This window comes from Janthinobacterium sp. 1L-D-8-B-C4, from assembly GCF_057291295.1.
This window is the reverse complement of record NZ_JBXAVX010000003.1, coordinates 200,560-212,561: the sequence shown is the minus strand read 5'-3', so window position 1 is coordinate 212,561 and position 12,002 is coordinate 200,560. Positions and strand designations below refer to the sequence as shown.

Sequence of the window (12,002 nt, the reverse complement as noted above, 5' to 3'; positions counted from 1 at the left end):
AGCGCAATCAACGCCGCGCCATCACACCACGCGGTTGGTCGCCAAGTCCCAGCCGCCCGAGGTATTGCCGCCGACGCCGCCGGTGACCTTTTGCTGCGTATATTTCCACTTCACTTTCGAGAACTTGAAGCCGACGTGTTCGCCCAGGATGTCGCCTTCTTCCACGTTCGGCGTGACGGCACCGATCAGCACGTTCTCGATCTCGATTTCAAAGTACTTGACGCGCTCGCCCTGGCCATCGGCGCGCATGAACTCGAAGCGCGCTTTCGGGATGGTCTTGCCGGCCGAGCAGGTCTGCAGCAGCACCGGCGAAGACAGGTCGGACAGCTTGGAGATGACGATGTCCTTGTGCTCGCAGCGTTCGGCCGTGTGGCCGCCGCCGGTCGAGGCGGTGGCCGACTTGGGCTGCTCCACGCTCCAGCTGACCGACTTGCACTCGATCCAGTCCTTGTGCTTGTCATCGGTCGACTCGCCCTTGATGCCGTCTATCTGCAGATATACATCGATTGCCATGGTGTGCTCCTCTGGTTGAACAAAAAATCGGATGAATCAGGAATTGGTCGACTTCGGCAACTCCGCGACCAGTCGGAGCGAAACGGACAGCTCGTCGAGCTGGAAATGGGGCCGCAGGAACGACACAGCGCGGTACACGCCGGGCCGCCCCGGCACTTCGTGCACCTGCACCGACGCTTCGCGCAGCGGGAACTGGGCCTTCTGTTCCTGGCTGGCGTTATCGTCGAGCAGCACGTACGTCATCAGCCAGCGGTTCAGGAAATCCTCGACGTTGGAGGCGGCCGAAAAGCTGCCGATCTTGTCGCGCATCATGGCCTTCATGTAGTGCGCGATGCGCGAGACGGCAAAGATGTACTGCAGTTGCGACGACAGCAGCGCGTTGGCGTTGGCCGCCTCGCTGTTGTACTTGCGGCTTTTCTGCGTCGACTGGGCGCCGAAGAAGGCCGCGTACGCGGTGTTCTTGCAATGGACCAGCGAGATGAAGCCGAGGTCCGACAATTCCTTTTCACGGCGGTCGGTGATCGCCACTTCGGCCGGGCATTTCAGGGCCACGTCGCCCTCGTCGGTCTTGAAGGTGTGGGTCGGCAGGTCGTCGACCAGCCCACCGCCTTCCACGCCGCGGATCGCCGCGCACCAGCCGTAGTCGGAAAAGGCGCGCGTGAGCTTGCTGCCGAACGCATAGGCCGCATTGCACCACAGGTATTTCTGATGGTCGCTGCCGTCGACTTCCTCGACAAAATTGAAGCCTTCGACGGTGGTGCCGTCGACCGGGTTGAACGGCAGGCGGCCCAGGAAGCGCGGCAAGGTCAGGCCCACGTAGCGCGAATCTTCGGACTCGCGAAACGCCTTCCATTTGGCGTATTCGATGGTGTCGAATACCTTGGCCAGGTCGCGCGGCTTGCCCAGGTCGCCATAGGTTTCCAGGCCAAACAGCTCCGGCGCGGCCGAGGCGATGAAGGGCGCATGCGCGGCGGCGGCGATATGCGACATCTGCTCGATGAAATACATGTCTTCGGGCTGGCGCGAGATGGCATAGTCGCCCAGCATGGCCGCGAATGGCGCGCCGCCGAAGGTGCCGAATTCTTCTTCGTAGATCTTCTTGAACATGCTGCTCTGGTCGAACTCCAGCGCCGACTGGAAGTCCTTCACCAGTTCGCGCTTGGTGGCGTTGAACATGCGGATCTGCAGCCGTGTCCCGGTTTCGGAATTGCCGACCAGGTAGTGCAGGCCAGTCCAGCTTTGTTCCAGCTGCTGGAAGGCCGGTGTATGCATCACTTCGCTCAATTGTGCCGAGATCAGCTGGTCGATCTGCGCCACGCGCGCGTCCAGCGTGGCCGACAAACTGTGCGACATCAGCATCGTGCCGTCGAGCACCTGACCCACCAATTCGGCGATCAGGTCGCGTGCGCGCGCATGTTCGGCATCGGACTTGGCGACCCGGCTCTGTTCGACGATCTGGTCGAGCAAATCGGTCGATGCGGCCGCCGCAAAAGTGGCCGACGCCTGGATTTCTGCCTGTGCATTCATCTCAATCCTCCTTGATGGCGCGTTGCGGTTGCAGGGCGGCCAGGCTGTCGGTGTTGTTCAGCACTTCCGTCAGCAGGTCTTCCAGCTTGTCATTGCCGGCCAGCTTGTTGCGCAGGTCGGCCAGCTTGGTGCGCGCTTCGAGCAGGCGGCGCAGCGGCTCGACCTGCTGCACCACCGACTCGGGGCGGAAATCGCTCATGGCGCGAAAGCGCAGGTCGACCGGAAAGGTGCCACCGTCCTCGCTCAGGCGGTTCTGCACCTGGAAGCGCGCCACCGGCTCGACGCTGCCCAGCACTTCGTCGAAGTTGTCCATGTCGATACCGACGAACTTGCGGTCTTTCAGGCGCCGTTTCTCAAGCTCGGAATCGCCGCCGAAGTCGCCCAGCACGCCGACCACGAAGGGCAGCTCCTTGTTTTCTATCGTGTCGCCGATCTCGACGTCATACGTCATCTGCACGCGCGGCGCGCGCACCTGCTGCAAACGCTTCTGGACACTGTCAGGCTTGGCCATGGGGTTTCCTTCGCAAAGTCGATGGGGAGGCGCCGCCAGGGCGCCCGATAAAGTGCGGTTTATTTCAGGCCGCTGAAAGGATCGGCCGCGCCTTTTGCAGCCGGCGCCGGCGCCGGTGCGGGCGATGCTGCGGCGGTACCGGCCGTACGCTTGCCGACGGCCGCTGCCGGGCGCCGGGCCGGCGGCACCAGCACGTCTTCGCCGATGCTGGCGCGCAGCAGCTTGGCCAGCTCCTGCGTTTCCGAACGCAACGAGCCATTCAGATTGTTTTGTCGCGACAAATCGGCCAGCGCCTTGCCCGACAAGCGCAGGCCACTGACGGCGACGATGCTGTTGGCAACCTTGTCGCCGGGGTCGCGTTCGAGCGCTTCAAGCGCATGGCTGATGGCGTCGCCATACTGGCCGCGGTCGAATTTCATCTGCGCCAGCTGCAGCCACGGTGCTTTGTCGGCCGGGTAGGCGCTGCCACCTTTTTCCAGCAAGGTATAGGCCTTGTCGTACTGGCCGGCGCGCGCGGCTGCGTCGGCCTCGGACAGCACTTGCGCCAGGGTAGGCGCCGGTGCCGGCTTGGGTGCGGGCGGCGGCGGGGTGGTGCAGGCGGCCAGCAGGAGGGCGCCGGCCAGGCAGGCCAGGCGGGGCAGATGCATGCGTGACTTCATCTTGAGTTTCCTTCACGTAAAGGACGCTGCCGCTAGGAAAGATGGGCGACGCCATGTGGAGGCCATTATTGATCGCGCTATTTTTTGCCAGTTTGAGTTTGATCAGCAAAGAATAAGTTCCACTCAGCAGTGCGACCGACCTCGATAAAGACTGATCTGGCGCAGGCATTTCAACGTCCGGGTATCGTCTTTGTGCCAGCGCAAACGGCCAACTGTGCCATGCGTTTAAATAGCGGCAACGCATTATTTCCGCACGTTTACTTTTTGAGAGGCCAGCCATGTGTCCTTCCCTGCCGCTGCGCCGCGCCGCTTGTGCACCATTGCTGCTGTTGCTGCCATTGCTGCTGCCGCTGTCCGGTTGCGCTGGCGGCGCCCTCGGCGGCATGGCCAATGCGGCGCTGCAGATGGCGGGCCTGGCCAGGCCTGCACCCGAGGTGCCCGAAGCGCAAAAGCCGCCGCGCAATGTCAGCATCCGCCTGCATGCGGGCCAACGCCTGAACACCGATCCGCAGGGCCGGCCGCTGGCGCTGGTGGCGCGCATCTACAAGCTGCGCCAGAGCGCCACCTTCGAGCAGGCGCCATACGACAGTTTCCTGGATGCGGCCAGGGAAAAGGCGCTGCTGGGCGCCGACCTGATCGCGGTGCAGGAAGTGCTGCTGGTGCCGGGCCAGCGCTACGAGATACAGGAAAAAGTCGGCCGCGACGCCGCCTTTATCGGCGTGGTGGCGCTGTTTCGCGCCCCCGCCGCGCAGCGCTGGCGCGCCACCTTTGCCGTCACCGACGCCGAACGCGATGGCGTCACCATCGGCCTGCATGCCTGCGCACTGAGCGTCGGCACGCAGGCGAACCTGGCGAGCGCGCGCTGCGAATAATGCAAACCAGCGCATCAACACCACACCATCGACACAAGGAGAACGGCATGGCCATGACAGCGAAAGTCCTGTGGGGAGAGGGCCTGTTCTTGCGGGCGCAACACTTCCAGCGCCAGGATCAATATCATGAAACGCGGCTGCACCAGACGGCCAGCGCGCTGCATCCGTATGCCTGGGGCGTGGCGCACATGCAGTGGGATCTCGATGCGCTGAAAACCGGCACCCTGCGCCTGCAGGCGCTGTCGGCGATCTTCCGTGATGGCGAAGTGTTCGATGCCACCGGCGACGGCAGCGGGGGCGACAGCCTGCCGCCGCCGGTCGACCTGGCGGCACTGCCGGCGGCGCTGCAGGAAGTGACCTTCTACGCCGCCCTGCCGGTGCTGAACCGCGAAGGCCTGAACTATACGGCGCAAGCCGGCGCCAGCGCCGCGCCGCCCGCCACGCGCTACACGCACGCGATGCGCGCCACGCCCGATCTGTTTACCGACGGCAGCGTGGCCGACATGGCCTACCTGAAAAAGGCCGTGCGCCTGATTCCCGACAACGAAGCGCGCGGCTCCTACGACTGCCTGCCGCTGATCGCGCTGCGCCGCACGGTGACGGGCGGCTTCGAGCCGGTGCCGTCATTCATGGCGCCCAGCCTGTCGATCGCCGGCGCGCCGCGCCTGCAGGACCTGCTCGAACACCTGCTTGACGCCTTGCAGGCCAAGGTGGCGGCGCTGCACGGCCACCACCGCGAACCGAGCCGCAACGTGATCGAATTCCGCTCGGGCGACGTGTCGTCGTTCTGGCTGCTGCATACGGCCAGCACCGCCGCCGCCGCCCTGATGCACTATGCGCGCCACCCGGCGCTGCACCCGGAACGCCTGTACGAGGCGCTGCTGTCGCTGGCCGGCGGCCTGCTCAGCTATGCGCGCCACCATACGCTGGCCAGCCTGCCCGCCTACGACCATGCGCAGCCAGGCGCCTGCTTTGCGGCCATTGACGCCATTATCCGCGAGCTGCTCGACACCGTCATCTCGTCGAAATACTTTTCCATCGCCCTGCCTGAAGACAAGCCGTCCTACTACCTGGGCAAGCTCGACTCGGGCAAGATCGACCAGCACACCACCTTGTACCTGGCGATCCGCGCCGCCATGCCGGCCATCGAACTGGTCGACATCGTGCCGCTGCGCGTGAAGGTGGGTGCACCCGACGACGTGGCAAACTGCGTGCTGACGGCCATGCCGGGCGTGAAACTGTCGCATGCGCCGCAAGTGCCGGCGGCGATTCCCGTGCGGCCCGACACCTACTATTTTGCGCTTGAAAACCGTGGTGCGCTGTACCAGCAGATGCTCAAGGCGCAATCGATCTCGGTGTATGTGCCCGAAGGCATCCGCGAGTTGCAGCTCGAACTGGTCGTGGTGACGGCATGAGCCAGCTTATCGAACGGCGCTCGGCGCCCTCGCTGCTGGGACCGCGCGGCCCCAACCCGGCCGCCGCAAATGCCGGCAGCGCCCTGGTCGACCTGATGCATGAAGGCTTCTACATGCTGTTCCTGCTCAAAAACGGCTGCTCGCCCGGTGACGAACAGGGCTTCACGGAGCGCATCCACACCTTCCTGGCCGACTACACGCGCGAAGCGAAAAAAATGCGCGCCGATGATGCCGACATCGACGCGGCCAAATACGCGTTCTGCGCCGCCGTCGACGAAATCATCCTCGCTTCGCCGTTCGACCTGCGCAAGCCCTGGGAACGGCGTCCGCTGCAGCTGCTGATCTTTGGCGACCAGCTGGCCGGAGAACATTTCTTCGACCGTCTCGACGCGCTGCGCGGCAAGGGCGCCATGCGGGTGCAGGCGCTGCAGGTTTTCCACATGTGCCTGCTGCTGGGCTTCCAGGGAAAATATGCGATCGACGGCGGTGAGAAACTCAGCTACCTGACGGCCCGGCTGGGCGACGAGATCGCCCATATCAAGGGCAAGAGCCGTGGCTTCGCGCCACGCGCCGAGCGCCCGGACCAGGTGGTCAACAAGCGCCACAGCGATGTGCCGCTGTGGACCCTGACCAGCATCTTCGCACTGCTGGCGCTGTGCGCCTACCTGGGACTGCGCGCCCACCTGACGCGCAATACCCAGGCCACGCTGGCGGCCTACGCCGACCTGGTGAAGCTGGCGCCACGGCCGGCGCATCTGACCATCACCTTGCCATAATCACCGGGCGATACGAAACTCGATGCGCCGGTTCCTGGCCCGGCCATCGACCGTCGCATTGCTGGCCACCGGGCGGTCCGGGCCCTGGCCCGAGGTCATCACGGTATCCGGCGCGATGCCCTTGCTGGCCAGGTAGCTGCGCACGGCGTCGGCACGCGCCTGGCTCAGCGACACATTGCTGGCGCGCAGGCCGGTATTGTCGGTATGGCCGATCACTTCCACCTTGCGTCCCTTGAGCTTTTGCATGGCGGCGGCCATTTCGTCGAGGATGGCCAGGCCGTTTGGCGTGATGCTGGCCTGGCCGCTGTCGAATTCGATGATGCGCTTGTCGAGCGCCGCATCGAGCACACCCTGTTCGGCGGCGGCAACGCGCAAGCCGTTGTTGACGGTGTAGGTGGGATTGAGGCTGGTGGCGATGTCGCTGGCGATCTGCTGGCGCTGCGCCTCGTTGGCCACTTCGCCGCGCAAGGTGACGCTGCTGCCGTCGATGCCGAGCTGGCCGCGCGTGATCAGTTTCAAATTCGGCGCCAGCAGTTTTTGCACATGGGCGTTCCAGTTGGCCGGCACCGCCACGGCGCCCACCGCCACCTGGTCGACCACCCGCTCGGCGCCATACAATTCTCGCAGGCGCGCCAGCACGGCCGCCTTGGACGCTTCGTCGGCCACGGTGCCGGTCACCAGAATCTGGCCAGGTTGCGGCGAGGCGGGCGCCGGCGCCTGGGTTTGCGCATGCAGGTTGCAGCTTGCCGCCAGCAGCAGGAACAGGGTGATTGGTTTCATCGCCATCCTTCAGGCAAAAGTATCGTTGAACATCGCGCAGGCCGAGCGCAGCGACAGCTGCTCCTGCTGCAGGCAGGCGGACAACTGGCGCAGCGCCGGTTCCTGCGCCAGGGCGTCCTCGACCCAGTCCAGCTGGTCGAGCACGATCAGCCGTTCGCACGCAGCCTGCGGGTCGATCAGCGCGCGCAGCGCATGCGGATCGGCGCCGCAAAAGCCCACCAGCAGCACCGGCGCCTCGTCCAGCTGGGCAAAGAACAGCGCCAGTTCAAAGTCCAGCGGCTGCAGGAACGGCAGGATCAGATGCAGCCAGAAGCTGGCCACCAGTTCGCGCTGGCTTGCGTCGGCCGGCAGCGGCAGCACCAGATTTTTTTCCAGCCGCACGCGGCCGCTTTGCCGTACCGGCTGCAGCAGCATGCCCAACCCCAGCAGCAGTTCGCGCATCGTGACAGGAAAAACCGGCGAAGCGAGCATCGCCTGCAGCGAGTGCAGCGTGTGCGCCTGCAGGAAGCTTGACAGCTGTGCCGCGTGGCCAGGGTCGCCGGGGCTGACCTGCACTACCTCGCCGGCCAGCGCCAGCAGCGCCTGCGCCGGATCGGCCGGCGAGACCAGGCCCGCGCACAGGCTGTCGAGGCGCTGCCACAAAGGCGCAAGCACCAACGGGCTGCAGGCGGCAAACACGCCGGCGTCCGGCACCTCGATCGCGCTCATCGCCATGAAGGGAAAGCGGCGCTGCGACACATCGCAACTGGCCTCCAGGCGCCCGGCAATGGCGCGCCGGCTGCGCGTGCCGACAAAGGCAAAGCGCAGCGGCGCCAGCGCGTCGTAATTGAGCTTCCAGCGCGGCTCCAGCGTCAGCGCGCTCATGACCTGCGCCAGCCAGTCGTCGAGCAGCTGCACCAGCGCGTGGTTGTCGCAAGCCTTGACGAAGTCGCCGCGCGCGGGCAGCTTGCCAAAGTAAGCGAGGCGCACGGCTTGCGGTACGGCCGTCATGGCGCCGCTCCCGCCAGCGCGACCGCCGTTGCAGCGGCAGGTGTCGCTGCCGCTGCGCCGACGATGGTTTCCGGCAGCTGCATGCCGCGAAAGCCCTGCTCCTGCACCGCAGTGGCGGCAGCAGCGCCCGAGGTTTCCGGGCTGCTGGTAATTTTCAGGTCGACGTTCACCGCTACCTCGCCGCGCGACCAGCGCAGTTCGAACACGCCGCCGTCCTTGCGCTTCTTGGCCGCCGCATCGATCATGCGCTTCAGGCCGTACTGGCCCGGCTCGTTGAACAGCTCCACTGTGCGCCCGTCAAAAGTGATGGCGCTGATTCGCGCGCCCGGCGTACCCTGGCCGGGATGCACCATATTGCTCCACTGGGCCGGCGTATTGCGATAGCGTAGCTGCTGGCCGTCGATCTCCACCGTGTATTCGAGCGTGCCGGGCGCAGGCGACGGCAGTATCTGGAAGATGGTCTGCGCCGCGCTGGAGGTGGCCGCCGCGCCGCCGGCGCCCAGCGGTGCGATCCAGCCCGGAAAGCGCGCCACCATCTGCGGCGACAGGCTGATGCCCATGTCGGCCCAGGTACGCGGCGCCAGCACGTCGCCGCGCCGCACCACCAGCGGCCCCATCGCGGTGGTGACGAATTTGGCCACCAGGCCTTCGGGGCCGAAGAACTGGCCGATTTCAAGATGGCTGGCCTCGATGCGGGCGCCTGGCGCAAACGGATATTTGTTCGCCAGCGAACGCTGGAACGGCTCGTACACCTGGGCCGACCAGGTCTTGTTCACTTCCAGTTCGGCCGGCGCCACGATCACGGCAAAGGTCTGCATCAACGGGCGCACCAGGATCGGCCGGATCGCCTGCTTTTGCGTGTCGCTCATGCCGGTCAGCATCTGCTCGTCGACCAGCTTCAGGGTATCGGCCAGTTCCGAACCACCCCCTTCCAAGGTCTGCTGCATGAACTGCTTGGCGCCGGGACCGGCGTCGCCCTGGTTCTTCAATTGATTCAGGCGGCTGCGCAATTTTGACAGCGCCTCAAGGTAAGAGCGCATCAAGGAGGCATCCTTCTCTTTCGCGGCCACCAGCTTGCCGACGCCGGCAAATTCGCGCCCGATCGGCCCCATCGGCTTGTCGAGCCGGGCCGGATCGATCTGCGCGTTCAGGCCCGGGTTCGACGTAACCTGCGACGGCGCGCGGCGCAAAAAAGTGTCTTTCAGCCAGGCGATGATGCCGCGTTCGGCCTGGCGCAGCTGGGCGTTCTGCAGGGCCGGGTTGTCCCACGAGGTTTCTTCGTAAATCGTGGTCAGGAGCTTGGCGATCGGCGACGATTGCGGGTCGCCCAGGCGGTTCATCGCCTGCACCGCGCCATCAAACCCTTTCAGGTCGGCCACCGCCACGCCCTGCACGAACTTTTGCCATTCGCGCGCGTAATCGGCCTTGTACAGTTCCACCAGGTTTTTCTCGATCTGTTCGGGGCTGCCTTCCAGGGTCAGGTCGTCGGTGGAGGCGCTTTTCAGCACCCAGTCGGCGCTTTGCAGTTCGCCGTTGGCGGCCTCGCGAAACGCCCCTTCGACGAACTTTTCCCAGGCCTGGCGCGTGTAGGCGCCGGAGACGGCGTGGCTGCCCAGCAGCAGGCCCTGGTCCGCTTCGCCGACGATGCGCGCCACCGTCACGCCGGGAAAGCGGGTCGCGGCGCGCGCTTTGACATCCGCATACACGCGTTCGCGCGCCGGCATGCCGCGCACCACGCGGCGCAGGTTTTCACGCGCCTGGTCGACCAGCGCCAGCTTTTGCTCGATGCGCGGCCACGATGGATCGGCCACCTGCGCCAGGTAAAACGTCAGCAGCCTTTCGGCGCTGCGTATCATCTGCTCGCGCGGCATGGCGCCACGGTTGTTTTCCAGCCAGCCGCGCCAGAAACGCGCCATCTGGTCGTTCAGGTGGCTGCTCTCGGCATGGCTTTTATCGGCCAGCATCAGATAGGTTTTCAGGGCGTTGTAGGCGTCTTCCACATTGGTGGCGCTGGCCGCCTGGTACGGCTGGCCGCGCGGCGCGGCCGCCGGCGCTTGCGGCGCGCGCGATGCCGGCTGCAGCTGCTCGGCATTGGCATTCATTTCGGCCAGCAAGCCTTCCAGTGCGGCCGTCACCGGTTCGAGCATGACGTGGCGCGCACCGGCAAAATATTCCTCGCGCAGCTTGCGTTCGAGCAGCTCGCCCTGGTACAGGCCCAGGCGCAGCGACCATGGACTGTGGTGCCGATAGGCATCAAGCTGCTCGATGCGGTCCTGCAGGATCTCCAGCGCTTCCAGGCGCGATTGCAGGTCCAGCCGCTGCTCCTGCAGGCGCAGTACCTTGTTCATGTCCGCCTCGACATTGACCACCAGCTGGCGGTTGCCCAGGTAGGACCAGCTCCAGCCACCCAGGCAGGCGCCCAGCAGCACGGTGGCCGTGAAAAACACCGCGTACTTGAACCGCAGCCGGTGCCGGCTGGCGTAGTTGGACACCAGGTATTTGTCGGCAAAGATCACCTTGCGAAACAGATCGAGCAGAAAATAGCCATGCTGGCGCACGCCTGCGGCGACCGGCGCCGGGGCGTACGTCAGGTCGAAACGGCGCGCCACCTGCTGCGACGAGGCGCTGACCGGCACGCCTTCCTGCAAGGCGCTGGTCAGGTAGAAGCCGCGGAACACGGGCTGGAACTGGAACGGATTTTCCTCGAACAGGGTAGCGATAAAGGCGCGCAGCGCCGGCTTGATGGCGGCAAACTCGAGCGGAAAGGTGAAGACCCCGGGCGGCATGGTCTTGCGCTGGCGGTGCGCCATATTGGCCAGGCTCAGTTCCGTCAGGCCGGCGTGCAGCTCGTCGAAACTCTGATCGAAGAACGCCAGCAGTTCCGGCGTCGGCAGCTTGCGTTGATACGGCATGGTGGCGCCCCAGGCCCGTTCGCGCTCGCTGCGTTCGGCATCCAGAAAAAACTCGCTGAAGCCGGCGATCAGGTCGGCCTTGGTAAACACGATGTACAGCGGCGCAAACACTTCCAGGCGCTCGATCACGTCCTGCACCCGCTTGCGCAGGCTGCGCGCCAGCTGCATGCCGACATCGGGGTCGCCGCCCAGTTCGGCGATGCTGACAGCGATGATGATGCCGTTGATGGGCGCCTTGTGCCGGTATTTTTTCAGCAGGTCGAGAAAGCCGAACCACTCGCCACGATGCTCTTCGACCACCGAATAGCGGCCGGCCGTATCGAGCACGATGCCGTCGGTGGTAAAGAACCAGTCGCAATTGCGGGTGCCGCCCACGCCCTGCACCACCTTGCCGTCGGCGAACGGAAACTGCAGGCCGGAATGCAGGATCGCGCTGCTCTTGCCGGCGGCGGGGTTGCCGATGATCATGTACCACGGCAGTTCATACAGTGCCGCCGCGCCCGACTTGCGGCCCAGCTTGGAAGTCTTGATGGTCTCGATGGCGGCCAGCAGTCCCGTGCGCACGGCATCGGTCTCGCCATGCTGGGGGGCAGCGGCCTGGGCCGCATTGGCGGCGGCGATCTCGGCCTGGTTGACGATGGCCTGGCCCAGCGCCTGCGCATCGCGGCGTGCGCGGCGCCGGCGCAGCAGCCACAGTACCAGCCAGATCACGCCAGCGAGCAGCAGCACGGCCAGCGCCCAGGCCAGCGCCAGTTCCAGCACTTCGGCTCCCAGGTAGAGCAGCAAGGCCAGCGCCACGAAGCCGAAAATGGTCAGATGACGGCTATCGGTGAGGAAATTCCAGATTCGTCGCAGCATGGTGGGTCCTGGTTGGGTCCGGCAAGACGGGCGCCGCCGCAAGGGCGAACCGCACCATGCTGACAGCAAAAAAGCCGTGCTTTGTTGACTTTCAACAAGTATTCAGACTCGGGCCAATACGTCCGCCGCGCCATGCTTGACGCTGCGCAAGCATGAGTTCGCCTCAGAAAAATCCCTGCCCGCAGCGGG

Annotated in this window: 10 protein-coding genes; 3 read left to right on the top strand and 7 right to left on the bottom strand. The window is 65.3% G+C overall.

The genetic code is table 11. From position 1 onward, the window contains the following. Positions 1 to 21: 21 nt before the first annotated feature. Genes AC0Z42_RS06825 through AC0Z42_RS06810 form a run of 4 tightly spaced genes read right to left on the bottom strand, consistent with a single transcriptional unit; the run spans position 22 to position 3,198 of the window. Entirely contained in the window at positions 22 to 513 is a 492-nt protein-coding gene (locus AC0Z42_RS06825) for an Hcp family type VI secretion system effector (RefSeq protein WP_485467487.1), read from the bottom strand. A 36-nt stretch (positions 514 to 549) separates the two neighbouring features. Continuing rightward, complete coding sequence (tssC, locus tag AC0Z42_RS06820; protein WP_485467486.1) at positions 550 to 2,040, bottom strand: type VI secretion system contractile sheath large subunit; 1,491 nt, start codon at positions 2,038 to 2,040, stop codon at positions 550 to 552. 1 nt (position 2,041) lies between these two features. Further along, positions 2,042 to 2,551 carry a type VI secretion system contractile sheath small subunit gene (tssB, locus tag AC0Z42_RS06815; RefSeq protein WP_485467485.1) on the bottom strand — a complete coding sequence of 170 codons (510 nt, stop codon included), beginning with the start codon at positions 2,549 to 2,551 and terminating at the stop codon, positions 2,042 to 2,044. Between the two features lie 59 nt (positions 2,552 to 2,610). Continuing rightward, complete coding sequence (locus AC0Z42_RS06810; protein ID WP_485467484.1) at positions 2,611 to 3,198, bottom strand: tetratricopeptide repeat protein; 588 nt, start codon at positions 3,196 to 3,198, stop codon at positions 2,611 to 2,613. 290 nt (positions 3,199 to 3,488) lie between these two features. On the opposite strand from AC0Z42_RS06810, the gene tssJ reads away from it, so the two are divergent. The 3 genes from tssJ to icmH are packed head-to-tail and all read left to right on the top strand — an operon-like array spanning position 3,489 to position 6,273. Beyond that, a complete protein-coding gene (tssJ, locus tag AC0Z42_RS06805; RefSeq protein WP_485467483.1) occupies positions 3,489 to 4,082 on the top strand; it encodes a type VI secretion system lipoprotein TssJ in 594 nt (197 codons plus the stop codon). A 47-nt stretch (positions 4,083 to 4,129) separates the two neighbouring features. Further along, positions 4,130 to 5,497, top strand: a complete 1,368-nt coding sequence (gene tssK, locus AC0Z42_RS06800) for a type VI secretion system baseplate subunit TssK (RefSeq protein WP_485467482.1) — start codon at positions 4,130 to 4,132, stop codon at positions 5,495 to 5,497. Further along, the gene (gene icmH, locus AC0Z42_RS06795) at positions 5,494 to 6,273 is read left to right on the top strand and encodes a type IVB secretion system protein IcmH/DotU (RefSeq protein WP_485467481.1); all 780 of its coding nucleotides are present in this window, start codon (positions 5,494 to 5,496) and stop codon (positions 6,271 to 6,273) included. Before tssK ends, icmH begins: the two co-directional genes overlap by 4 nt. Here the strand turns inward: icmH and AC0Z42_RS06790 are convergent, their stop codons facing one another. Genes AC0Z42_RS06790 through tssM form a run of 3 tightly spaced genes read right to left on the bottom strand, consistent with a single transcriptional unit; the run spans position 6,274 to position 11,813 of the window. After that, positions 6,274 to 7,059 carry an OmpA family protein gene (locus tag AC0Z42_RS06790; protein ID WP_485467480.1) on the bottom strand — a complete coding sequence of 262 codons (786 nt, stop codon included), beginning with the start codon at positions 7,057 to 7,059 and terminating at the stop codon, positions 6,274 to 6,276. It abuts the gene before it with no gap. A 3-nt stretch (positions 7,060 to 7,062) separates the two neighbouring features. Beyond that, entirely contained in the window at positions 7,063 to 8,043 is a 981-nt protein-coding gene (gene tagF / locus AC0Z42_RS06785; RefSeq protein WP_485467479.1) for a type VI secretion system-associated protein TagF, read from the bottom strand. After that, complete coding sequence (gene tssM / locus AC0Z42_RS06780; protein ID WP_485467478.1) at positions 8,040 to 11,813, bottom strand: type VI secretion system membrane subunit TssM; 3,774 nt, start codon at positions 11,811 to 11,813, stop codon at positions 8,040 to 8,042. Before tssM ends, tagF begins: the two co-directional genes overlap by 4 nt. Positions 11,814 to 12,002 lie beyond the last annotated feature (189 nt).

Excerpts from the sequence above, each read along its gene's own strand:
- AC0Z42_RS06810 (WP_485467484.1), bottom strand. The coding sequence starts at position 3,198 with ATGCATCTGCCCCGCCTGGCCTGCCTGGCCGGCGCCCTCCTGCTGGCC.
- tssK (WP_485467482.1), top strand. The coding sequence starts at position 4,130 with ATGGCCATGACAGCGAAAGTCCTGTGGGGAGAGGGCCTGTTCTTGCGG.
- icmH (WP_485467481.1), top strand. The coding sequence starts at position 5,494 with ATGAGCCAGCTTATCGAACGGCGCTCGGCGCCCTCGCTGCTGGGACCG.
- tssC (WP_485467486.1), bottom strand. The coding sequence starts at position 2,040 with ATGAATGCACAGGCAGAAATCCAGGCGTCGGCCACTTTTGCGGCGGCC.
- AC0Z42_RS06825 (WP_485467487.1), bottom strand. The coding sequence starts at position 513 with ATGGCAATCGATGTATATCTGCAGATAGACGGCATCAAGGGCGAGTCG.
- AC0Z42_RS06790 (WP_485467480.1), bottom strand. The coding sequence starts at position 7,059 with ATGGCGATGAAACCAATCACCCTGTTCCTGCTGCTGGCGGCAAGCTGC.
- tssJ (WP_485467483.1), top strand. The coding sequence starts at position 3,489 with ATGTGTCCTTCCCTGCCGCTGCGCCGCGCCGCTTGTGCACCATTGCTG.
- tagF (WP_485467479.1), bottom strand. The coding sequence starts at position 8,043 with ATGACGGCCGTACCGCAAGCCGTGCGCCTCGCTTACTTTGGCAAGCTG.
- tssM (WP_485467478.1), bottom strand. The coding sequence starts at position 11,813 with ATGCTGCGACGAATCTGGAATTTCCTCACCGATAGCCGTCATCTGACC.
- tssB (WP_485467485.1), bottom strand. The coding sequence starts at position 2,551 with ATGGCCAAGCCTGACAGTGTCCAGAAGCGTTTGCAGCAGGTGCGCGCG.